We start from the raw sequence: 24,616 nt of genomic DNA, 5'->3' as shown, positions 1-24,616 counted from the left end.
GTGGAGCGACAATTGATGTAATTCGAGAATACATCCAAAACCAAGAGAGACCCGACTGAAAAGGCGTGCTATCCATCTCCATCTAAATCACAGATTATAGATGGAGAATTCCGCACATTTAGTTAAAGCGCTTTAATTCATCTTCAGCAATTTGCGCTGCGGAACGTGCGCTTTCAAGCTGTGCTTGCGCAGCATTGAGTTGTAATTGTGCATCTTTGACGTCTAATTTTGCCAAGACTTGCCCGACTCGGACTTGGTCTCCAACATCGACATAGCGCTCAGTGATTTGACCGCCAACCCGAAACGCTAAAGCTGTTTGCTGGCGTGCTTGTACATCACCCGCATAACTTTTTTGTTCAAAATGTGTGGCGCCTGGCTGAGTCACCATCACAAATGGCACTTCCTGTTCCGTTTGGGCTTTATCCTTGCTGCATCCCCATAAGGCCACACTGCAAACGATAATCATGCTGACAACTGTGATCTTAATCGTACTCATGAAGTTCGCTCTTAATAAAAAGTCTTTTTTAGGGCAGAATATTATTCAATTAATTTGGTTATTTTTTAATTAATAAACCATACGGTACATTAATTAGATTAATTATCCTAAATCAATGACCTTTTCGCCTTTTTTGGAATTTTTTCAGCAAATGAATGTCGGCCGCCCGAAAGACTTAGAAAAACGACAACGGATTTTAGAGTCTGCAAAACAATTATTTTTAGAAATGGGCTATCACGGTTGCAGCATGAATCAGATTGCGCAACATGCAGGGGTCACCAAACTGACGGTCTATAACCATTTTCAGGACAAAGCCACCTTATTTACCAGTGCGATTGAAGACACCTGTGAATATATTTTGAATACCCGCCCGCGACATCTGCACAGCGAAAGTCATTTTATGCAGGCTTTCGTTGAAATTTGTGAGTTGGGGCTGAACATCATGAATTTGCCAGAAGCCATTAAACTGGACTTATTACTTTTGGAGTTGGCTGCCGAACACAGTCCCTTGGTGGAACAGTTTTTCCGTGCCTCACATTTAAAAATGCGCCAAGTCTGGGAAAACTTTTTTCAAGACGCAGCAGCTTTAAATTTCATTCAGCAGGATCACCCTGCCCGACAAACTGAACTGATTGTGTCGCTACTGATGGGACTACGCCATCAAGAAGTCTTATTGGGCATGCGCCCAGTACCTGAAACAGCAGAGCGACAGGCCATTATTCACTCTGCCATCGACATCTTTATGCTGAAATATCAACTCGGCACACAGAGCTAAGCATTTTCTGAAATATTTCAAGGCTAAACTGAAACAAATGGCATAGCTACTGCTCATTTACCTAGAAAAGTCATCCGACTTTTGTCTGTACCCCCCTTTTGCCACAGCACTTTCGGGGTATAGTCGAGACAGGAATACGCGGAGAAATAACAAATGATTCAACAAATTGATGCTCCATTACGTGAAGACGTGCGCTTACTGGGCAATTTATTAGGTGAAACCCTAAAGCAGCATGCAGGACAAGATTTGTTTAATCAAGTAGAGCAAATTCGTGCTTTGTCTAAAGGCGCGCGCGATGGACAAGTTGAAGCTGAAAAACAGTTAGAACAATTATTTTTAAATTTAAAAGATGAAGAAATTCTGCCACTGACCCGTGCATTTACGCACTTTCTCAACTTTGCCAATATTGCCGAACAGTACAATGTTGTGCGTAGCCGTCGCCAAAGTGAGTTTGATGAGCAGGCACCCTCACCGAATCCACTGGATCATTTATTTGAAAAATTTAAAAGCAATAACATCAGTGCAGAACAACTGTTCCAACAAATCTGTGAATTAAAAATTGAACTGGTCCTGACTGCACATCCAACTGAAGTCAGCCGCCGTACCTTGATCCAGAAATATGATGGGATTAATGATTGCCTGTTTAAAATGGATCAACAAAAACTTACGCCACGCGAACGCAAAGCCGTACTGGATGATTTAAAACAACTGATTTGCTCGGCATGGCAAACAGATGAAATTCGTCAACATCGCCCGACGCCTGTCGACGAAGCCAAATGGGGTTTCACAACCATCGAACAGACCTTGTGGAATGCTATACCCAAATTCATGCGTGAATTGGATGGCATGGTTCAAGATCATTGTGGCAAGACGTTGCCTTTAAATGTTTCCCCTGTGCGCTTTGCATCTTGGATGGGCGGTGACCGTGATGGCAACCCAAACGTCACCCATAATATTACTCAAGAAGTGCTGTGGCTTTCACGTTGGAAAGCTGCCGACTTGTATTTACGCGATATCGAAGACCTGCGTTGGGAACTCTCTATTCAAGAATGCAGCAAAGAGCTTAGTGATGCCTTGGGTCATTTCCACCCTGAACCGTATCGTGAATATCTACGTGATGCACGGGAACGCCTCAAAGCCACTCGTCACTGGTTGGCACTAAAACTCCGTGGTGAAGATGCGGACGATAGCCAAGTCATTAAAAGCCGCCATGAACTGCTTGATCCACTATTGGTTTGCTACCGTTCACTGATTGACAGCGGTTTACCTGAAATTGCCAATGGTCAGTTACTCGACTTTATTCATCGGGTGAATTGTTTCGGTATCGAATTACTCAAACTCGATATTCGTCAGGAGTCGACTCGTCATCGCCAAGCCATTTCTGCCATTACGGAATATTTAGGTTTAGGCAATTTTGAAACATGGACGGAGCAAGCCCGTCAAAATTTCTTGATTCAGGAACTGCAAAGCAAACGTCCATTGCTACCGAAGTTTTTAAATGAGCCAAAACAAAGCCTGATTGAACATCCGGATGTACAAGAAATCTTTGCAACCATGCGGACTTTGGCAGAGCAACCACCTGAAAGTTTAGGGGCTTATATTATTTCCATGGCAGAGCATCCGAGTGATGTCTTGGCCGTATTGTTACTGCAAAAAGAAGCGGGCATCAAACAAGCGCTACGCGTTGTGCCACTGTTTGAAACTTTAAAAGATTTGGATGGTGCCGCCCGTACCATGAATACCCTATTCAATATGCATTGGTATAAGCAGCATATTCAGGGTAAACATGAGGTGATGATTGGCTATTCAGACTCTGCCAAAGATGCGGGCTTTATGTCGGCAAACTGGGCACAGTATCGTGCGCAGGAAGAATTAACCGCGGTTGCGAAAAAACATGATGTACAACTGACATTATTCCATGGCCGTGGCGGTTCAATCAGCCGTGGTGGAGCGCCGACACAGCAAGCGCTGTTTTCACAGCCACCGGGTTCGATTTCAGGAGCGATTCGTGTCACAGAACAAGGGGAAATGATTCGCTTCAAGTTTGGATTAGAAGGCATTGCCTTACAAAACCTGGAAATTTACACCGCAGCGACCTTAGAAGCGACCTTATTACCACCGCCTGAACCGAAACAGGAATGGCGCAAGCTCATGCACAGCATGACGGATCTGTCGGTACAGGTGTATCGTCAAACCGTGCGTGAAAATCCGCATTTTGTAAAATACCTACGGACTGTAACGCCAGAACTGGAACTACAAATGTTACCGCTCGGATCACGCCCAGCCAAACGTAAAGTCAGCGGTGGAATTGAGTCATTGCGTGCGATTCCGTGGGTATTCGCATGGACGCAAATCCGTTTGATGCTACCTGCTTGGCTTGGTACAGGTGCTGCGATTAATCAAGTGATTGATCAAGGTCAAAAGCAGACACTCGAAGAAATGTTAGAGCAATGGCCGTATTTCCAAACCCTGATTGATATGTTGGAAATGGTCTTGTCCAAAGCCGATGGTCATGTGGCGCTTTATTATGAGTCTCATCTGACGGATGACGCAGACCTCAAACAGTTGGGCGAAGAGTTACGTCAGCGTTTACGTGATGCGGTACAAACGCTATTAGCACTCAAAGGTGAATCGAAATTACTCAGCAGTAACGATGTGCTCGACCAATCCATGAAAGTACGTAAGCCCTATCTACTGCCGCTACATTTACTACAAGCCGAGTTAATGAAACGCCGTCGTGCTTATTTGGCAGCACGCCAAGCAGAAAATACGCCTGTTGATCATGCTTTGATGGTAAGTATTGCCGGTATCGCTGCCGGTCTACGTAATACTGGCTAAAACTTCCAACCCCAAACGAAGCACATCCATGGATGTGCTTTTTTTTTAAGCAATCACTTTAGCTTTAAATTGTTTAGGAATATATAAAATAAGAAAAATTTATGAACTAAGATAAAAAACCAACAATGATTAATTACATGATTTAACATTAATTTTACATATAAAAAACTTTTACCACTTGGTAAAAATACATGTAAAGTCAGGTAATTAATTTGAACAAAATATTTTTAAAAGTAATTAAATCTTCTAAAAAACAAGAGTATGATGTGCACAATTTATCTTTTGAGTGCTCATTTTATGTCCAATTGGTTTCCCAAATGGCGCCCATACGAAGGCAATATTGATGCACGTCCTGTCGGTACCAATGAGTATCTTCCGCCTGTGCAAAGTGTTGTATTGGGGATACAGCATGCCTTTGCAATGTTTGGTGCAACGGTTCTTGCACCATTCTTGATGGGTTTTGATGCCAATCTTGCAATTTTAATGTCGGGCATCTGTACCATCTTGTTCTTCTTTATGACTGGTGGTCGTGTACCAAGTTATCTGGGCTCAAGCTTTGCCTTTATTGGTGTGGTCATTGCCGCAACAGGTTATGCAGCGTCAGGTACTGGCGCGCCAAATGCCAATATCGCGATGGCTGCTGGCGGGATTATGGCCTGCGGTATTTTATATGCCATTTTTGGTTTTATCGTGATGGCAACGGGTACCCGTTGGATTGAAAAACTCATGCCACCTGTAGTGACAGGTGCAGTGGTGATGATCATTGGTCTCAACCTTGCCCCAGTGACCATTAAAGGGGTTGCCGGTAATAACTTTAATATGTGGATGGCTTTAGTAACCGTACTATGTATGGGTTCAATTGCTGTGTTCACCAAAGGTTTATTACAACGTCTATTACTCTTAGTTGGCCTTCTACTCGCTTACTTGGTGTATTACATCGTATCGAATGTGATGGGTCACGGCACACCAATTAATTTCTTGCCAGTGCAACAAGCCGCTTGGTTTGGTGTTCCGCACTTCCATTCGCCTGTTTTTGATTTCAATGCCATGCTGATCATTGCACCGATTGCGTTGATTTTGGTTGCAGAAAACCTTGGTCACATTAAAGCCGTGGGCGCGATGACAGGTGAAAATCTTGATCCGCACATTGGTAAAGCCTTCGTTGCAGATGGTGTTGCAACCACACTTTCAGGCGGTGTCGGCGGTCCGGGTATGACCACTTATGGTGAAAACATTGGTGTGATGGCAGTGACTCGCGTTTACTCAACCATCGTCTTTGTCTTTGCAGGTGTCTTTGCCATTTTCCTTGGTCTTTCTCCAAAGTTTGGTGCGATTATTCATACCATTCCGCAAGCCATTTTGACAGGTGCATCGATTGTTGTATTTGGTCTAATTACCATTGCAGGTGCGAAAATTTGGATTGAAAACAAAGTCGATTTCTCAAAAAATAAAAACCTGATGGTGGCAGCAGTCACGATTATTTTAGGTACAGGTGACTTTGCACTTCAATTCGGTAACTTCAACTTAGGTGGTATTGGTACTGCTACATTTGCAGCGCTGATTTTGAACTGGTTCTTTAGCTTGGGCGATAAATCAGAATAAGCCTCCAAAGCATTTAAAAAAGAATACAACATTCATTTGAAAAGCGGCCGAAAGGTCGCTTTTTTTTATAGCTACACTTTCGGTAAGATAAGGCATTAGCCAAGGAATACACCCTATGCGACTGGATTTGTTCGACCTTCAATTGGTGCTGCACATTGTAGACAGCGGCAGTCTGACCAAAGGCGCTGCTCGTTCTGCCATCTCGCTACAAGCAGCCAGTGAACGGATTAAAAAACTCGAACAGCAATACCGCACAGCCCTGTTCACTCGCCAAGCCAAAGGTGTCAAACTGACTCTTGCCGGTCAAACCTTGGTTGAACATGCACAGCGCATCTTAGGTGAGGGGCAACAATTAGAACACGCGATGCTGCCCTTTGCCCATGGGTTAAGTTCCAATATGACCTTATGGTGTAATTCATCTGCACAAAGTGAATATTTACCGGTCTTGTTACCACGTTATTTGCTTGAAAATCCCAACACACAAATTGAGCTGCATGAAGCCGAGTCTAAAGACATCATTGCAGCGATTGAACAAGGCAATGCACAACTAGGTCTAATTTCGGGTTTCTTTAAATCCGAAAAGTTACAAACACTTGAGTTTGCAAATGATCCTTTGGTACTGATTTGTCCTATAACTCATGAATTGGCCTCGATATCTAGCGTCAAACCCGCAGAGATTTTGAATTATCCCTTTGTCGGTTTGATGCAATATCATTCCTTGCAACAATCGATCGAGGCTCAAGCCAAATTATTCGGCTGTGAAATTCAGTATCGGCTGCGTTTGCCGAACTTTGCCGCGATCGCGCAAGTGGTGGCGAATGGTGTGGGCATTGCCATCATGCCAAAACGTGCAGCCCAACGATTAATCAATTTGTATGCCTTTGCCCAAGTTGAGCTCAGCGGCGACTGGGCCAATCGAAAATTGCTGCTCACCGCACGTAATTTTGATGATTTACCCTTAAATTATCAGCATTTCAGTCAGTTTCTACTGTCTCAAAAATCTGCTTTGGATAGCTAAGTCTAGGCTTTAAATCACGTCAAACTGGTGCAACATCATATAGCCACCAAGGGCAATCAACCCGATAAAAAACACCTTACGGAATTTTTGTTCTGGAATGCGGTAACGGATTTTTTTCCCTGCCCACATGCCAATGAGCGCAGGAACCAGTGCCATGGCTGACATGGCATAATCAATCGGGAGATCTTCCACAGGATTTTGCTGTAAGAACACCGCCAAACAAATGGTTGACGTGGTAAAGGCCAAACCGAGTGACTGTACGAGATCATCGCGTTTGAGTTGCAAACCTTGCAAATATGGCACCACCGGGATCACCACCACACCTGTGGCTACAGTCAGCGCTCCACCGAGATAACCGATAATTGGAGATAGCCATTTTTCATGTGGTGCAAAGTTTGGTAAGCTTTTCGCACAAAGCCCATACAGTCCGTATAGTGCTAACATGCCCCCCAGTAAAGCTTCACTTTTAAATTCACCATGTCCTAAAGTTGGAAAAATACTCCAAATTGAACCGACGATAATCCCAAGTAACAAGGGCCAAAAGCGTTGAATTAGGCGCAATACCTGCCCTTCAGCAAATAGTTGCCAAAAGTTGGTGACCATGGATGGAATGATTAATAATGTGGCTGCCTGAAATGGACTGATCACAATGGTAAGTAAGCCCATCGATACCGCAGGCAGGCCTAACCCAATCGTGCCTTTAATCAGACCTGCAATTGCAAAAACTGTGATGACGAACCAAATCATGGCGAAACTCGCTGAAGAATTGGTTCTATGCTATGCAATTCAGGCGCTTTGAAAAATCAGTGTTTTTGGAATAGAGCCTCAATAAAAAGTTGAGGCTGTGCTTGAAATCAGCTATAGACAAGGTAGTTGGATTCAATAAAAAAGGAATTACAACTTATTTATTTTAATTACTCTCATAACTACTCTTTTGCTCTTCAGCTAAACCATAAGAACTTTCGAATTGATATTTCACCGTTTCATCTTGAATCGAATCAATAAATTTTTTTATTTTATTTTTATATTCAACGTTCCCTGATTTATACATTGATAGCAAATAGCCCCACTCACCATAAATATACTGAGGGTCATTTTTTGATACTTTCCTTAATTCTTCTTTTAAAATCAATGCTAAATCGGAATAACATTTTTCATATTCATCTTTCGATCTTTTAGCATAATAGCTTAACTCACACTGAGTCACTAAAAGTTCCTGACTGAAAGAGTCCTTTAACATTTTATTATTAAGATTATAAGCCTCTTCATACATGCCTGTTGCTAAGTAGATTTGCATTTCAATCTTTTGTCGTTCTTGATCATTCGTGATCTTTTTTATTTCAGACAAACTATCTTTCATTACTTTATCTGCGTTTTCTTTATCTCTCAGATTAAGTTTATTAATAGTATTTTTATAATCATTTATTATAGCTGTATCTTCTTTAGACAGCGTTGAAATTGATTCTTTTTTTTGAGCTTCTTTAACTTCATTCTGATTCAAACTAATTTTCTCAGACGAGCAAGCAGTACTACCAAATATAAAAAATAAGGTTAAGAAAATAAAAAAATGCTTCATCATACTTCTCTCGCTGCGGAGTTTAAGGTAAAGGTATGAGTTTTAAAGCTAAGAAATGATCCTAGACAGTATCGTGGACAACAGATCCCTCTAAATTATTAAAATATTTCTGTTCAAAGGCTTCAGGACTTAACCTGCCAATTGCAGAATGCTTTCTGATTCGATTGTAGTAAATTTCAATATATTCAAACAAGACAGCATTGGCTTCCCTGAGCTGCTTGACATCTTTTTCTAAGTCTAGAATACGCTGTTGTTCTGGTGAAAGTTGACGTTTGCTTGAACCAACTAGATTAGCTTAGCGAATCCAGTTATCTAAGGTTGATACCCTACACCTAATTTATGGGCGATTGAAACTACAGACTCGTGTGAGTTTGAAAGCGCATAATAATTAGCTTGTTGTATATTTTTAGACTACAGCGTTTAGCTATTTTTATATCTCTAAAGTTAACCTTACTTTATCTTTAGAGGGAATATGTGCCCATTATTTTGTCTAGGATCAAACGACTATCTATTTATTCAGGATCTAAGTAGATAATTCCCACATCAATTTTATTAAGATGGTCAAAGCCTGCCCTATCTTCGGGAACTTGATCTACATAGAGGTCAGCATATTCAATTCTTTTTGTTTGATAATTAGGGAATGAAAAAAATAAATCTCCTGTACTATTAGCATAATCTACTGGAGGTTTCTTTAAATAGTATTTTTCAGTTTTAGCAGGAATAAAGAATTTTCCATTCGCATCTAATTTAGTATCAGGATCTGAAAGAATACCATTTACGCCAATATATCCTAATTTGTTTTTTAGAGGTAACTGGCTTTGTTGCATAAATATGTAAGCATCTGATTTAAATAAATTTAATTTTGGATCAAAAAATAATCAAAACCTTTAAAATCATATAGTTATGAAATCTTTGTGCAACAAAGCCTAATTGGATAAAGAATAACAAATAAAAAAATTAATAAAATTTCAAAATGTAAATCAAATCATTATTTTTCAGTTGGTGATATTAAAAAAGAACATTAATAAATTTGATCTAATCTCAAAAACTAAAAATTACGGTCGAATCTCTTTCAACTCACGTTGAATAAAATGCTGAATCATATCGCGGTATAAACGTTCCACAATATCTGCATTTACACCGTGCTCTGTGGCTTGTAGACGAATTTTACTTATCACCGCTTCGACACGTTCTGGTGATTGAACATCCTGTACTGAACGCTTAAAACGCACCGCTTGATCGACATAAAACTGACGTGCAGCAATGAGCTCAATAATCCCCTGATCAATCACATCAATCTGTGCGCGGGCTTGCTCTAATGACTCAACTTTTTCTTTCTTCATATTCTCTGGCTTCACTTTCAGCGGTGTTTTCACTTTTATACTTCTCTTCTAACACATTACTGAAAATACTTTCAATCATCCATACGCGGTATAAGCTATTAAATACATAGCTTTGACCTGCAATACGTAATTCCAAGACGGGAAAATCCGGCTGTGACTTCATCTCACAGTGCATATCATTTTCTTTTAATTTTTCAGCAATATCGTCAGTAGTCAGTTCAGAAATCTCTAACTCATACTGTAAAGCCTGAAAATGTGCTTTAAAGGATAAATCACGCCCTTTGGTCCATACGGCCTCCAAAATGCGATACATCACCTCAATACGCTGCTCTTCGGGCGCACTGTAGTAAAGCTGTGACATAGCTAATGTCGCAGCTTCTGTAGGCCGGCAAAATGGCGTGAACTTAACTTCGGTCCGTTTAGACAGACGTGTTGCCAAACTCCAGTCAAACAGATCACGACCGTGATACGACAATGGATACACATTCAGCTGAATATTATAATAGTCCGCCAATTCCTCACGAATATAAGCCAACAGTAACCATGAAATCGGATCTTCCATCGCGATGTAGAGATCAAGCTCAGGATCGAGTCCCTGAATTTCATTCAACTCTTCTGCATCACTGATCAGGTGCTCACGCCATTCAATATGATTGATCATAAAGATCGGGTTATCTGTCAGGAGTTTTTGTTGTTTTAAACGGCGTGTTAAACGCAGTAAATCATCTACAGCATGGTACTTACGTTCGCCAAACTCAAAATACCCCGTCAAAATTGGTAAGTCAGAAAAGATCCGTTCTGGAAAATCTTGCGCTTTATGATGACGGCTGGCCATCGCGTACAGTGTTCTCAGCTTGCCATACTGCTTTTGCCACAACATGTGGAACACATCTTCAAGTAAATAAAGAAAGTCTTGGCCGCGTAATGGGGTATTTTTTAGAATAATTTCGGCTTGTTCTAAAGCTTCAGCGGTCGGTTGTTCAGGTGTTTCATGAAAACTAAAACGATGCTGCCGCGCTAAAATTTGGGCATCATTCAGACAATATTGTTGCCATTCTATCGATGACATTTGATTTGGAGGTTCAGCACTCTGACGACAAATAATCACTTTCAGTGGTTTAATTTCATCACTGAGAATTTCTTCTAATTGAGGCAGTTGCTGCGCAGCCAAATAGCTATAGACATCATCCAGTCGAAGATAAACACTCAGACCTTGTTCCGTGGGTAACACCGCTTGTCGGGTCGGTTTCTGATAAAACCAACTCGATCGGATTGGATCGAACCAACGGCGTAACAGTGACATGCGTTTTTGCCTCAAAATGATGAATTGTACTGAGCACTGCCAGCACATACTTAAAGTCAACTTCTATTATGAAGCTGTTTTAAATGAGATATAAGCCTTGTGCAAAACTTATATCAAGTCAGGGCTGAATGTTCAATGTTTAACAATGGATTAGACGTCTAGATTTAGGTCAGTCACCGCACCTTTTTCCGCACCAGAGGTCAACTTGGCAAATTTAGCCAAAGCGCCGTGGGTATAGTTGGGTTTCGGTTTGACCCAGGCCGCGCGACGTGCAGCAATTTCATCCTCAGCCACATGCCAAGTCATTTCACGGGTTTCAGCGTTAATTGAAATTTTATCGCCGTTTTTAACCAAGCCAATTGGGCCGCCTTCATAGGCTTCTGGTGTCACATGCCCAATCACAAAACCATGGCTGCCGCCCGAGAAACGCCCATCAGTCAACAGTGCAACAGATTGGCCTAGACCTTTACCAATAATCGCTGAAGTCGGTTTTAACATTTCCGGCATACCCGGCCCGCCTTTCGGCCCAACACCGCGGATCACCACCACTTCACCTTCTTGTACTTCGCCATCTAAAATACCACGCATGGCACCCTGCTCACCCTCAAATACCCGCGCAGGCCCTTCAAAATACAGCCCTTCTTTACCGGTAATTTTAGCCACTGCACCTGTCGGTGACAGATTGCCTTTTAGCACCACTAAGTGCGAATCCTTTTTGATCGGTGCATCAAATGGCAGAATAATTTGCTGACCTTCAGGATAATCCTCTACCTCGGCTAAGTTTTCCGCCAAAGTTTTACCCGTAACGGTCAGGCAAGAGCCATCGAGCATACCTGCATCCAGCATGCGCTTCATTAGCGGTTGAATGCCGCCAATGGCAATCAGTTCCGACATTAAATATTGACCCGATGGACGCACATCGGCCACCACAGGTATGTCTTTGCCAATGCGCACAAAATCGTCCAAAGACAGTTCCACACCTGCGGTATGCGCCATAGCAATCAAATGCAGTACGCCATTGGTTGACCCGCCTAAAGCAATCAGCACTTTAATCGAGTTTTCAAAAGCGGCTTTGGTCATAATGTCGCGCGGCTTAATATCGAGACGCAGCAGGTTCATCACGGCTTCACCTGCGCGTTGGCAATCTTCAATTTTATCTGCTGAAACTGCTTCCTGCGCCGATGAACCTGGCAAGCTCATGCCTAAGGCTTCAATCGCTGAAGCCATCGAATTGGCCGTATACATACCGCCGCACGAACCCGGCCCCGGCAGCGCGACTTCTTCAATCTGCTTCACTTGAATTTCATTAATCTCGCCTTTGGCATGCTGGCCTACCGCCTCAAATACCGAGATCATGTCGGTATGACCTGCTCCGGGTTTAATGGTGCCGCCATAAATAAATAGGCCCGGACGATTTAAACGTGCCAAGCCCATAATGCAGCCCGGCATGTTCTTGTCGCAGCCGCCTATAGCAATCACCCCATCATAGGCCTGACAGCCCACCACAGCTTCTATAGAGTCGGCAATGATTTCCCGCGACAGCAGAGAATATTTCATGCCTTCTGTACCGTTGGAAATGCCGTCAGAAATGGTGATGGTATTGAAAATAATGCCTTTCCCGCCTGCAGCATTCACCCCACTTTCAGCTTCACGCGCCAAGCCATCAATATGCATATTACACGGCGTGACATTGGCCCAAGTCGAAGCAATACCAATAAATGGGCGTTTAAAGTCTGCATCTTGGAAGCCCGTGGCACGCATCATGGAACGTGCAGGCGCATTCTCTATGCCTTCATAAACAGGAGCAGAATGTTCGCGGATATTATTTTTACTCATTGTTGTTCCTTGGCGATGGCTGATTTTGGCTTCAGCTTTGGCGGGTTCTTTTAAATTTATTGTATAGAAAGCGCTCGGCATGTAAAAGAAATTACATCTCAACAAAAAAGATTTTTAGCGCATGCAATACCATTCAATCACATGACAAAACGACATGGATGTCGCTGTTTTCCTGTATGGCAGGGATGCCATATCAGGAGAACAAAAGATTTTTGTTACTTTTGATCTTTCAAAAGTAAGGGATTGCCTACACAAAGCCATATAAATTATAGCTACTATTCGAGGCTGTCTTTTTAGAATTTTAATGACATCCACTAATTATTAAATTTTATTTATTTGCTTCAAGAAACATTATTTTTAATCAGATTAAGAAATCTATAACTTAGAATTATTGTCCCATTATTTCATTTAAAAGCTGATTACAGCGGAGTCTTACCTCTATAAAAGCTAATTTTCGGAGCTCGTATGTTACTTTTGTTTCGGCAAAAGTAACCAAAACCATTTGTCATCCGCAAAACTCGGCAACTGTTTGCAACTAAAAAAATGATCGCAGAAACATTCACTTTTAAATTACCGTTTACCTCAGACAGTTGCGGATGACATTTCCTCGTATCCAATGCAAGTTATGTAGATGTAAATTAAAAAAGCACCCCATGTGGAGTGCTTTTTAATTAAACATCTAAAGTTTAGATTTCACGTACTGCGCCTTTCGCCGCACTCGTGGTATGCATTGCATACGCTTTCAATGCTTTCGAAATTTTGCGTGGACGCTCTTCAACTGGATGCCAACCTTTGGCTTCTTGCGCTGCACGGCGAGCGGCCATGGTTGCTTCATCAACAGCAAGGTTGATGGTACGGTTTGGAATATCAATTTCGATTAAATCGCCATCTTCCACTAAACCAATTGCACCACCTTCTGCTGCTTCTGGAGACACGTGACCAATAGAAAGGCCTGACGAACCGCCCGAGAAACGACCGTCAGTCAATAATGCACATTCTTTGCCTAGACCTTTCGATTTTAAGTAGCTGGTTGGGTACAACATTTCTTGCATACCCGGACCACCACGTGGGCCTTCATAGCGAATCACAACCACATCACCGGCTTTGATTTCATTGCCCAAGATCGCCTCTACTGCTGAATCTTGGCTTTCAAACACACGTGCAGTACCGTTGAATTTCAAGATTGAATCATCTACACCCGCAGTTTTTACGATACAACCATCGAGCGCAATGTTGCCGTAAAGCACAGCTAAGCCACCGTCTTTCGAGAACGCATGTTCAGCATTACGGATCACGCCATTTTCACGGTCACCATCTAGTCGTTGGTAATATCGATCTTGTGAGAATGCAGTTTGCGTTGGTACACCGCCCGGCGCTGAACGGAAGAATTGGTAAACGTCTTCATTTTCAGTACGGATAATGTCCCATTTATCTAAAGCATCTTTTAAGCTTGCTTCGTGAACAGTACCTACAGATGTGTCCAATAAGCCTGCACGGTCTAATTCACCGAGAATGGACATGATACCGCCAGCACGGTGTACATCTTCCATATGTACGTCGTTTTTCGCAGGTGCAACTTTACATAGAACAGGCACTTTGCGAGATAAACGGTCAATGTCATCCATCGTGAAATCAACACCCGCTTCATTGGCAGCCGCCAACAAGTGTAGAACGGTATTGGTTGAACCACCCATCGCGATGTCTAAAGTCATGGCATTTTCATACGAGGCTTTGGTCACCATTTCACGTGGCAATACGCTGTAATCATCTTGTTCATAATGACGTTTAGCCAATTCAACAATTAAAGAGCCTGCGCGTTCGAATAATTTTTTACGGTTTGCATGTGTTGCCAGTGTAGAACCGTTACCCGGTAAAGACAGGCCCAATGCTTCTGTTAAGCAGTTCATTGAGTTTGCGGTGAACATACCTGAGCATGAACCACAAGTTGGGCATGCAGAGCGTTCGTATTCTGCTACTTCTTCATCAGTATAGTTGTCATCTGCAGCCACAATCATGGCATCAATCAAGTCGATCGCTTTGTCATTGCCGCGGATTTTGACTTTACCCGCTTCCATTGGGCCGCCAGAAACAAATACCACTGGAATGTTCAAGCGCATTGCCGCCATCAACATCCCTGGGGTGATTTTGTCACAGTTTGAAATACAGACCATTGCGTCAGCACAGTGCGCGCTCACCATGTATTCTACTGAGTCTGCAATCAAGTCACGTGAAGGCAATGAATACAGCATGCCGTCATGGCCCATCGCAATACCGTCATCGACTGCGATGGTGTTAAATTCTTTAGCAACACCGCCTGCTTGCTCAATTTGACGCGCCACAAGTTGACCAAGGTCTTTAAGATGAACGTGACCCGGTACAAATTGGGTAAATGAGTTCACGACAGCAATAATTGGTTTACCGAAGTCTTCATCTTTCATACCAGTTGCACGCCATAAGCCGCGCGCACCCGCCATATTTCTTCCGTGTGTCGATGTTTTTGAACGATAGTCAGGCATTTTATATTTCCAACAAAGTTTGAGCTTGAAATGAACCCTGCAGATTCACTCTGGCTAAATCATACTGACAATGATGTAAAATCAGTCGAATTTTAAACCTATCATACACCAAGCCATTGTTTTTAAAGATGGCTTTTTAAGCTGAGATTTGGGCAGATGGGTCTATAAATAAAACCGAGTGATTTGACGACAAAAATCTTTTAACTGAAATCTACTATACCGCCATCAAAGGCTGCACAATACAAAACTTTCATGAATAATTTTTAAATTTTATATAAATATAATTTATTTAAAAATTGCAAATTTGCGATTTTGGGTTATGAAATCATTGAGCTTGGACAGCTTCAAAGTTGCAAAAATCAATTTCTAATGTTCTAAATTACGCATTAATCATTTGCTATAATCCACATATTCAACACAGATTCGGTTCATTCATTTTGAAAATCATCTTTGCCGGTACGCCAGAATTTGCCGCAACAGCACTAGCTGCTTTGCTCAACACACAACATGAAATTGTTGCGGTATACACTCAACCTGACCGCAAAGCTGGACGTGGACAAAAACTCACAGCTTCTGCCGTAAAGCAATTGGCTTTAGAGCACCATATTCCTGTTTACCAACCCCTTCATTTCAAATCATCGACTGAAGAAGGTTTAGCCGCACAAGCGGAATTAAAGGCCTTAAATGCCGATGTTATGGTGGTTGCAGCCTATGGTTTGATCTTGCCGCAAGTGGTGCTAGATACCCCGAAATATGGCTGTCTGAATATTCATGGTTCATTGCTGCCACGTTGGCGTGGTGCAGCACCGATTCAACGTGCCATCGCAACAGGTGATATTGAAACAGGTGTCACCATTATGAAAATGGCAGCCGGACTAGATACTGGCGACATGATGTATAAAACCATCTGCCCGATTGAAGCAACGGATACCTCTGCAACTTTGCATGACAAACTTGCAGAGCAAGGTGCAACTGCAATTACTGCCGTTTTAGACACTGAACAAACATTGCAGCAATATTTAGACAGCCGTGAAGTTCAAGACGAAGCATTAACAGTTTATGCACATAAGCTATCAAAAGCTGAAGCAAAAATTGATTGGTCCATCGATGCTGTACAAATTGATCGTAACATTCGCGCCTTTAATCCGTGGCCGGTAGCATTTATTCAGTTGGATGAACAAAACAACTTACGTGTTTGGCATTCTGAACTTTCTGCTGTGTCTGCACCGAACGCTCAAGCAGGTGAAATCATTGCCATCGACAAAAAAGGCATACACGTTGCCTGTGCCAATGGCAGCGTGATTATTTTGACCTCTTTACAATGGCCAGGTGCTAAACCACTCAACCCTGTACAAATTTTACAAACCCAAAAATTGACTATTGGACAAATTTTATAATGAAGCAATCTCCCAACGCCTCGACCCGAGACCTTAATTTACGTGCTCAGGTAGTGAAGACGTTATTGGCTGTCCAAAATGGTCAATCGCTGCAATCGGTACTCGCGCAGCAAATGAATATTGTGTCTGATAAAGACCGTGCTTTATTCCACGAATTGGTGCTCGGTTGTTTACGTCAATGGTATGCATTGAAACAACTGACTTTACCATTACTGTCTAAACCAGTAGATAACCAAGTGGTTGAAACCTGTTTATACCTCGGTTTGTATCAATTGTTGTGTACCCGTGTCGCGGCTCACGCTGCAATTTCTGAAACGGTGGAAGCTGCAAAACAATTGGGTATGGGAAGTCTAAGTGGCCTCATCAACGCAATTTTGCGCCGTGCAACACGTGAAACAGAACAGTTCTACGACGTACTTGAACAAGCAACCAATTTACCAAGTTGGTTATCTAAACGTTTGAAAAAAGACTGGGGTGAACAATTTGACGAGCTCAGCTATGAGCTTAAACAAATTGCGCCACTGACTTTACGTGTCAATACACGCCAAGTGAGCCGTGATGAATACCTTGATATTCTGGAAGATGAAGGCATCGATGCACATCGTTGTGAACTCTCTAATGTCGGTATTGTGATGGATGAAAGTCTACATATTCCAAGTTTGCCGGGCTTTGAAGCAGGTGGTTTTTCGGTACAGGATGAACATGCTCAGCTGTGTGCAACACTCTTACCAAATCTCGATGGTAAATTTGTGATTGATGCTTGTGCTGCGCCCGGTGGTAAAACTGCACACATTTTAGAGACCTTCCAACCGAAGAAACTCATCGCACTCGACCAAGATGAAAAGCGCCTGAAACGTGTAGTTGAAAACCTTGATCGTTTGGTTCTCGATGGTAAACATGTCGAAATCCAAACTGCCGATGCCATCACTTACACTGTTCCTGAGCTTGCTGATTGTATCGTGCTCGATGCGCCATGTACTGCTGTCGGTGTAATGCGTCGTCATCCTGACATTCGTTTACTACGTCAATCGGGCGACATTGCGAAAACAGTAGTATTACAAAAGCAAATTTTGGAAAACATGTGGAAGCAACTTAAAGTTGGCGGTACGCTGCTTTACATCACTTGCTCGATTTTAAAAGCTGAAAATGAACAGCAAATGGTTGAGTTCTTTGCCAATCATGCCGATGCCCAAGAAATTAAAATTGAAGCAGATTGGGGAGTTGAACAAATCCATGGTCGTCAACTTTTCCCGAAAGTGGGTTATGGCGATGGCTTCTATTATTGCCGTATAGTAAAAACGGCCTAAATCAATAAACACCTTTTTAGATGTAAACAATCATAAAAAATGCCCGATGATTTCATCGGGCATTTTTTTCGTCATTCTAAATTTAATCTTCAGCTTCGTCAGGATTTTTCACCAAATGAATCGTCGCTAAAAGTAAACCACCCCATAGCAAAACAATTGATAAAATCATCATGATCATTGCAGATGTATTCATATTAATTCTCCTCTGGACCTTTGTCTTTACACAAGCTTAATAGAACAGAACCCAATACAAAGAAGGCCAATACCGAACCACCCACCAACCAAAGTGTCGTTGCAGGATAACCGCCATAACCTTCAGTTGCGACAGCCTTAATCGTCAATACAAGTGCAACCAATAATGAAATTGGGGTGATCACGGTCAATAAGAAATTCCAACCTTGACCCAACTTGATACTTGAGTATTGATTTGCATGCTCTTGTAATTGTTTCATCAATGGACGATGGAACCACGACACCAAAATAATAGAGAGTAAACCACCACCCACGATCCCAATGTTATTGGCAAAGTAGTCAATGATATCAACAAAAGTAATGGCACTTTGTGTAGAGAATAAAAGTGTAGATACGATTGCTGAACCGCCACCAATAATGCTCACAGCTTTATTTTTTGACCAACCCAATTTGTCTTGAAACGCTGCAATTGGCACTTGCAAGATACTCACCATAGAGGTAATCCCTGCAACCACCAACGAAGCAAAGAACAAGAAGCCGAACAAATCACCGCCTGCCCCCATACTCGAAATGATTTTCGGGAAGGCAATAAAGGCTAAACCAATACCACCAGATACTACTTCTTTTACAGGTACACCTGAACTTTGTGCCATGAAACCAAGTGCTGCAAAGACGCCAATACCCGCTAAGATTTCAAATGATGAGTTGGCTAATGCAACGACTACACCTGAACCGGTTAAGTTGGTTTTTGCTTTTAAGTAAGACGCATAGGTCAACATGATCCCGAAACCAATCGATAACGAGAAGAAGATATGACCAAAGGCTGCTAACCATACTTTATAGTCGGTCATCGCTTCCCAGTTTGGCGTAAAGAATGCATTTAAGCCTTCTGCCGCACCCGGTAGACGCAATGCTTGAATGACTAAAATGCTAAATAACACGATCAATAACGGCATAAAAATTTTATTGGCAAGTTCTACACCACGACGTACACCGCCATAGAGAATGAACATCACCACAGCCCAAACAATGACTAAACCAACAAATAAAGTCGGAACAAAACCAAATGTTAAGCCATCACCATTTTGTAGATAGGTTTTAAAGAAAAAGCTTTCCGTATCTGAGCCCCATTGTTGTCCAATGGCGTAATACATGTAACTACCGGCCCATGACAATACGCTGGCATAGTAGATCCCGATGATGAGTGTCACCATCACTTGCCACCAGCCTAATGCCTCACTGTTCATAAGTTTTTTATATGCAGTTGGCGGTGCTTTTCGGAATTTATGCCCCACTGCATAATCTAAGAACAATAAAGGCAAACCCGCTGCAAAAATTGCAATTAAATAGGGAATTAAAAATGCACCGCCACCATTTTCATACGCCACGTAAGGGAAACGCCAAATGTTTCCCAAACCTACAGCGGAACCAATAGCGGCAATGATAAATCCTGATCGTGCCGACCAGATTTCACGATTATCTGACATAGAACACCTAAACCTCAGGCATCTTTAACTGCTGCTTGTTATGGTTATATCGCGAGCAAAAAAAGAACCATAAAAATAAAATTCTGGGTGTTTGATCTGGTGAGATACCTTGTGAGCGTCTATACCAAATTGCAAACAGAAAAATCACATGCGCATTTTGGTTAAAAACACCACAAATAACTTTCCCTTTGTATGAATTAACAATACTCACTTTTTTTAAGTTTTTCTGTAATTTCTACGGCAAATATTCCATTTTTATAATGTGTTTAGGCTTAAATGTTCATTTAATCAGCTTATTTTTCATACAATTTAAGTTATTAATAATATAACTTTTAGGAATATTTTATTTCCAATTAAATTTTTAAAGTTATTTCACTCGATAATGTCCGGTAATTTGATAGGCATGCAAAAGATCTTCTTCCTGTGTACCTTCTCCAATATTATGGATGATGAGCGGAACATCGCTAGCTTTCATTTTACGATCTGAAACCACGCCAATATGCACTAAACCACGCCCTAAGTCCCAAGTGACAATATCACCTGCCAAATACTGCTTATCTTTGACTACATAGCCCTGGCGTTGCATCCAGGTTTGAATATTGGGAACACGCCGATGATCAATATTTTTATCAGTACTTTTTAAGCCCCATTTTTGTGGATACTGCTTAAAATTGGCTTTCATATCTTCATGAATGGTTTGTTGTAAATCAATCCCTTGCTGTCGTAATGCACGAATTACCACGTCGGTACAAACACCCTTGATTAAAGGGACATCTCCCATTGGATAACGCAGTGCAGTATACGCAGGATCATAATATAAGGTTTTCCCAATTTGACTGCGTGCATCCGTCACCATTTGAGTGGCGTTAAAGGCAAAGACAGCCATATTCACGGTCATCAAACTGACCAATAATAAAATTCGTTTCATTTTTCTTATTCACTTTAGATTTTTTGAAATGATTCAAAAACTGGGCTTCGAACAGATCCATGCTGAACCAAGCCCATGTTTAAATGGCTACAATTTTATCGCCAATACGCGTTCTTCTTGCATATCTCGAATGGCAGACTGAATCCCTTCACGGCCTAAGCCAGAATCTTTTACGCCACCATATGGCATGTTATCGACACGGAAAGATGGAATGTCATTAATAATCACTCCACCGACCTCTAAGTGATTCCACGCATACAGCATTTTATTCAAATTTTGCGTATAGACGCCCGCCTGTAAGCCAAAACGGCTGCTATTAATTTTGGCGATGCCTTTTTCAAAATTTTTGTATTTCTCTAAAATCGCTACAGGACCAAAGATTTCATCTTTATACACTTCCAGTGATTCATCGACACTTTCCAATAAAATTGGATCGAGCAAAGCACCCTGATGTTCACCACGAACCAAAGCTTTAGCTCCTTTTTTGACTGCTTTATCGACCCATTTATGCACGCGTGTTGCTTCCGCTTCCTTAATCATGGGACCGACCATGGTGCTTTCCAACTGTGGATCAGCCGCTTTAAGCTGCTTCATTCTGGCCACGAGTTTTTTCTTTACATCGGCATAGATATCAGCATGCACCAAGATGCGTTGTACGCTGATACACACCTGCCCTGCATGGTTATACGCCCCACCGACTAAGCGTTCAATAAATGCCGCTGAAATTTCAGTATCAGGCTCAACCAATACAGCAGCGTTGCCACCGAGTTCCAAAGTCACTTTTTTACGCCCCGCACGCGCTTTCATATCCCAGCCGACAACATCGGAACCGGTAAAGCTGAGCAGTTTAAATCGGTCGTCAGTGACCAAGACATCTGCATGTTCACGTGGACAAGGTAAAACCGAAAAGGCACCTTTAGGTAAATCTGTTTCTGCTAAAACTTCCGCAATTTTTAAAGCTGAAATAGGCGTCAAACTTGCAGGCTTCAACACAAATGGACAGCCTGCAGCAATGGCAGGTGCAATTTTATGCGCAGTAAGATTGATCGGAAAATTAAACGGGCTGATCAACGATACAGGGCCTATCGGCACATGTTTGACCATGCCTTGATAACCGGATGCCGCTGCGGTAACCGCCAATGGTATCATACGACCATCATCCATCTGTGTGACAGCATCGGCAGCAATTTGAAAGGTATTGATTAAACGTTCAACTTCAGCAGCTGCGGCTTTACGCGGTTTTCCACCTTCCGCAATTAAAATTTCAGTCAATTCTGCACGCATTTCATTAAAGCGTTTTACACAGTGCAGTAAAATTTTTTGTTTTTGAAAAGGTTCCAATGCCGCCATTGCAGCACTAGATTTGACCGCTGAATCAATGGCTTTTTCAATGGTTGCAGCATCTGCGAGCGCAACGCGTGCATATACGTCTTGGGTATATTTATGATTCACTTCTAACCACTGATCGGTAGTCGCTGCTTTACCTGCAACATAGAGCGGATAATCTTTTATATCTTGTACGGCTTTGGACATGACGATATTTCCATGATCTTGAGACATTATTGATAAATGTGAATAAATCTATGCCTCTATCATGCGCTGACTGAGCACAGAGTTCACTATATTTAAGTAACAAAATGAACCTCAAGCCTCAAACTTGATTACTTATACGCCCTGAACTTCATCCCCTATTTTCAGACCTCTGCTTGTACTGAAAAACGTATGATCGAGTCTCTATATAACGATGAAATTAAATTAGAAAAGTTATTTAAAATAAAAAATCTCATTATTTATCATAATATTAATAAATTCTTCAAAACTAAATTAATAATAAAAAATGTGAATACAACATGAAAAAAGCCCATCAAATAACGGGCTTTTTTAAATCTAAATTTTAACTATACGAACGCTGTGTTTTCACTGAAGCCTTATTCACATTTTCTAGAGCGGCAACCTCTTCATCCGTTTGCGCTTTGCGAATAAAGAACACTGCAATCGCTGCGATGACTACTGGAATTCCTACGGCCATAAAGTTAATTTGATGTGGCAATTCTTGTGATAATAAATAGCCGATCAGAATAGGGCCAACAATCGCACCTGTACGACCAACTGCAGAAGCCCAACCAATACCTGTCGAACGTACAGACAACGGATAGTACTGTGCAACATAGCTATACAGCAAGATTTGCGAACCAATTGCCGATGCACCTGCGACTGCAACCAAAAGATAGATCACAGGCTGTGGTGAATTAAAGCCGAGTAACGATAGTGCCACAGCACCTGCGAGACATAATGTAATGATCACCGGTTTTAAATGGAATTTGTCAGCTAAAATACCGCCGCCAATCGTACCAATCACCGCACCAATATTCATCGCCAATAGGAACGTCAAACTGCTACCTAATGAATAACCTGCGGCCATCATTAGTTTTGGTAACCAACTGCCTAATGCATAAAGGGTTAATAGACACATAAAGAAACACAGCCAAAACAACATCGTACTTACGCCACGACCTTGCTTATACAACGCTTTAACAGACGTTCCACCCGGAACCGCAACTTCAGTCAGTTCCAGTTGAGTATTTGCAGTCACGGTTTGTTCAGGTGCAATGGTTTGAATCATACGACGTGCTTCATCATGACGATTCACCTTCACCAAAAATGTGAGCGATTCAGGTAAAAATTTCCAAGCAAATGGCAACAGTAACAGTGGAATACCCGCAATGAAGAACATGATTTGCCAACCATAATCCGCAGTAAACCATGAACCAAAGAGAGCCGCCATGATGCCACCCATTGCATAACCACTGAACATGGTGGTCACTAAAGTACTGCGTAGATGCTTAGGTGCATATTCAGATGTCAATGCCACAAGGTTCGGTAATACCCCACCAATGCCAAGTCCAGCAATAAAACGTAACGCGCCAAATTCCGTTGGATTTGATGCAAAACCGCCTAAAAATGTGAATGTACTGAATAAAAATACACAAATCATGATAACTTTTTTACGGCCAATCCTATCAGCCAAAGTACCAAACATCATGGCACCAAACATCATCCCTGCAAGTGCTGTACTCGCTAGCATACCTGCCTGAACAGCTGTTAATCCCCAATCTTTCATCAATAAAGGCAGCGCAACACCATTGATCGCTAAGTCGTAACCATCAAATAAAATAAGAATTAGACACCACATCATGATGCTGAAATGCGATTTTGTGAACTTAGCGTTATCGACAACGCTATTCACATTCATTGTGCTTGTAGACATTGAACCTCACCTCCAATTGTGAGTTTTATTTTTCGCTACAATGCCGTTTTTGACTGTAAATTGTCCAAAATTACAAAGGTATAGACCCATACCTTTCAGATATATCCATGTTGTTTGGGAATAAAATGTCATAAAAACTCGGATATTTTTGAAATATTTATACATAAAAAAGTCGATGGACTGTGGGTCTAGTTTTTATAATGATTAATTTTCAATGTGTTACTAGAAGCTAAATCACAATCAGACGATAGATTATTTGATATGAAAATTGTCAGAATAAAACTCAAATTTTATAGAAAAAAACCAGACTCTACGATCTAGGTCGTAGATTTCTAAATCATAAGGCATCAGCCATCACTTAAGTCGATAATTAGGCATTTAAACTGTTGTTTTAGCTGACTTACATTCAGGTTTTCCGACATTTTTAAGCTGAGAATTCCTTCAATTGATGATTTTTAAATGCGTTTATTGTCTAATAATCATCCATGTTTAAATAATTCAAGCCACAATCTATCAATATTTTTATCATCTCCCTGTTTTATGCTTCTGCTTATCTTCTTTTCCCCTTTTCTCCACACATAAAAAAACACCCCCTGCACTAGTCAGGGGGTGTTTCGAATAATGAGCTGGCGATGACTTACTCTCACATGGGTAACCCCACACTACCATCAGCGCTAAGAGGTTTCACTTCTGAGTTCGGGAAGGGATCAGGTGGTTCACTCTTGCTATTGTCG

The 24,616-nt window shown here is 41.7% G+C and carries 18 protein-coding genes, 1 rRNA gene and 2 pseudogenes; 6 read left to right on the top strand and 15 right to left on the bottom strand.

The genetic code is table 11. The features are described 5' to 3' along the window. Positions 1 to 124: 124 nt before the first annotated feature. A pseudogene (locus FTU17_RS13470) lies at positions 125 to 496 on the bottom strand (biotin/lipoyl-binding protein); the annotation flags it as partial. Between the two features lie 151 nt (positions 497 to 647). Here FTU17_RS13470 and FTU17_RS13465 point away from each other — a divergent pair. From FTU17_RS13465 to FTU17_RS13450, 4 genes are all read left to right on the top strand, one after another. Next, a complete protein-coding gene (locus tag FTU17_RS13465; protein ID WP_180110863.1) occupies positions 648 to 1,271 on the top strand; it encodes a TetR/AcrR family transcriptional regulator in 624 nt (207 codons plus the stop codon). A gap of 153 nt (positions 1,272 to 1,424) precedes the next feature. Continuing rightward, complete coding sequence (ppc, locus tag FTU17_RS13460; protein ID WP_180135694.1) at positions 1,425 to 4,109, top strand: phosphoenolpyruvate carboxylase; 2,685 nt, start codon at positions 1,425 to 1,427, stop codon at positions 4,107 to 4,109. Positions 4,110 to 4,406: 297 nt separating this feature from the next. Continuing rightward, a complete protein-coding gene (locus tag FTU17_RS13455) occupies positions 4,407 to 5,711 on the top strand; it encodes a solute carrier family 23 protein (protein ID WP_180135693.1) in 1,305 nt (434 codons plus the stop codon). A 115-nt stretch (positions 5,712 to 5,826) separates the two neighbouring features. Further along, the gene (locus FTU17_RS13450) at positions 5,827 to 6,729 is read left to right on the top strand and encodes a LysR family transcriptional regulator (protein ID WP_180135691.1); all 903 of its coding nucleotides are present in this window, start codon (positions 5,827 to 5,829) and stop codon (positions 6,727 to 6,729) included. 9 nt (positions 6,730 to 6,738) lie between these two features. Here FTU17_RS13450 and FTU17_RS13445 read toward each other — a convergent pair whose 3' ends face one another. The 8 genes and pseudogenes from FTU17_RS13445 to ilvD (FTU17_RS13405) form a co-directional block, all read right to left on the bottom strand. Further along, positions 6,739 to 7,476, bottom strand: a complete 738-nt coding sequence (locus FTU17_RS13445; RefSeq protein WP_180135689.1) for a sulfite exporter TauE/SafE family protein — start codon at positions 7,474 to 7,476, stop codon at positions 6,739 to 6,741. A 163-nt stretch (positions 7,477 to 7,639) separates the two neighbouring features. Further along, positions 7,640 to 8,308 carry a hypothetical protein gene (locus FTU17_RS13440; RefSeq protein WP_227591841.1) on the bottom strand — a complete coding sequence of 223 codons (669 nt, stop codon included), beginning with the start codon at positions 8,306 to 8,308 and terminating at the stop codon, positions 7,640 to 7,642. Between the two features lie 58 nt (positions 8,309 to 8,366). Then, a pseudogene (locus tag FTU17_RS17750) lies at positions 8,367 to 8,516 on the bottom strand (IS3 family transposase); the annotation flags it as partial. A gap of 301 nt (positions 8,517 to 8,817) precedes the next feature. Next, on the bottom strand, positions 8,818 to 9,132 hold the full coding sequence (locus FTU17_RS13425; protein WP_180041599.1) for a hypothetical protein: 315 nt from the start codon (positions 9,130 to 9,132) through the stop codon (positions 8,818 to 8,820). A 228-nt stretch (positions 9,133 to 9,360) separates the two neighbouring features. Next, a complete protein-coding gene (locus FTU17_RS13420) occupies positions 9,361 to 9,648 on the bottom strand; it encodes a chorismate mutase (protein ID WP_078191648.1) in 288 nt (95 codons plus the stop codon). Then, positions 9,629 to 10,951, bottom strand: coding sequence for a hypothetical protein (locus FTU17_RS13415; RefSeq protein ID WP_180110265.1), 1,323 nt, complete (start codon positions 10,949 to 10,951; stop codon positions 9,629 to 9,631). The genes FTU17_RS13420 and FTU17_RS13415 overlap by 20 nt, the downstream gene beginning before the upstream one ends. 150 nt (positions 10,952 to 11,101) lie before the next feature. Next, positions 11,102 to 12,787, bottom strand: coding sequence for a dihydroxy-acid dehydratase (gene ilvD / locus FTU17_RS13410; protein WP_180135687.1), 1,686 nt, complete (start codon positions 12,785 to 12,787; stop codon positions 11,102 to 11,104). A 686-nt stretch (positions 12,788 to 13,473) separates the two neighbouring features. Further along, a complete protein-coding gene (gene ilvD, locus FTU17_RS13405; protein WP_111885144.1) occupies positions 13,474 to 15,303 on the bottom strand; it encodes a dihydroxy-acid dehydratase in 1,830 nt (609 codons plus the stop codon). A gap of 437 nt (positions 15,304 to 15,740) precedes the next feature. Here ilvD (FTU17_RS13405) and fmt point away from each other — a divergent pair, with 437 nt between their 5' ends. Both fmt and rsmB read left to right on the top strand, forming a co-directional pair. Further along, positions 15,741 to 16,700, top strand: a complete 960-nt coding sequence (fmt, locus tag FTU17_RS13400; protein ID WP_180135686.1) for a methionyl-tRNA formyltransferase — start codon at positions 15,741 to 15,743, stop codon at positions 16,698 to 16,700. Further along, positions 16,700 to 18,007: a 16S rRNA (cytosine(967)-C(5))-methyltransferase RsmB gene (gene rsmB, locus FTU17_RS13395; RefSeq protein WP_180005358.1), complete on the top strand. Its 1,308-nt coding sequence runs from the start codon at positions 16,700 to 16,702 to the stop codon at positions 18,005 to 18,007. Before fmt ends, rsmB begins: the two co-directional genes overlap by 1 nt. 82 nt (positions 18,008 to 18,089) lie before the next feature. Here the strand turns inward: rsmB and FTU17_RS13390 are convergent, their stop codons facing one another. The 6 genes from FTU17_RS13390 to rrf all read right to left on the bottom strand — a co-directional run. Continuing rightward, positions 18,090 to 18,200: a methionine/alanine import family NSS transporter small subunit gene (locus FTU17_RS13390; protein WP_180005359.1), complete on the bottom strand. Its 111-nt coding sequence runs from the start codon at positions 18,198 to 18,200 to the stop codon at positions 18,090 to 18,092. A 1-nt stretch (position 18,201) separates the two neighbouring features. Next, entirely contained in the window at positions 18,202 to 19,686 is a 1,485-nt protein-coding gene (locus FTU17_RS13385) for a sodium-dependent transporter (protein WP_180135684.1), read from the bottom strand. Positions 19,687 to 20,053: 367 nt separating this feature from the next. Continuing rightward, on the bottom strand, positions 20,054 to 20,584 hold the full coding sequence (locus FTU17_RS13380) for a DUF1287 domain-containing protein (RefSeq protein WP_373684072.1): 531 nt from the start codon (positions 20,582 to 20,584) through the stop codon (positions 20,054 to 20,056). A gap of 117 nt (positions 20,585 to 20,701) precedes the next feature. After that, a complete protein-coding gene (locus FTU17_RS13375; RefSeq protein WP_180135681.1) occupies positions 20,702 to 22,147 on the bottom strand; it encodes an aldehyde dehydrogenase family protein in 1,446 nt (481 codons plus the stop codon). A gap of 361 nt (positions 22,148 to 22,508) precedes the next feature. Next, entirely contained in the window at positions 22,509 to 23,882 is a 1,374-nt protein-coding gene (locus FTU17_RS13370; protein WP_180035039.1) for an MFS transporter, read from the bottom strand. Positions 23,883 to 24,506: 624 nt separating this feature from the next. Beyond that, a 5S ribosomal RNA gene (gene rrf, locus FTU17_RS13365) occupies positions 24,507 to 24,616 on the bottom strand; the annotation flags it as partial.

Source organism: Acinetobacter sp. YH12070 (assembly GCF_013419625.1).
GTDB classification, from domain to species: domain Bacteria; phylum Pseudomonadota; class Gammaproteobacteria; order Pseudomonadales; family Moraxellaceae; genus Acinetobacter; species Acinetobacter amyesii.
This window is presented reverse-complemented; position numbering and strand designations above follow the sequence as displayed.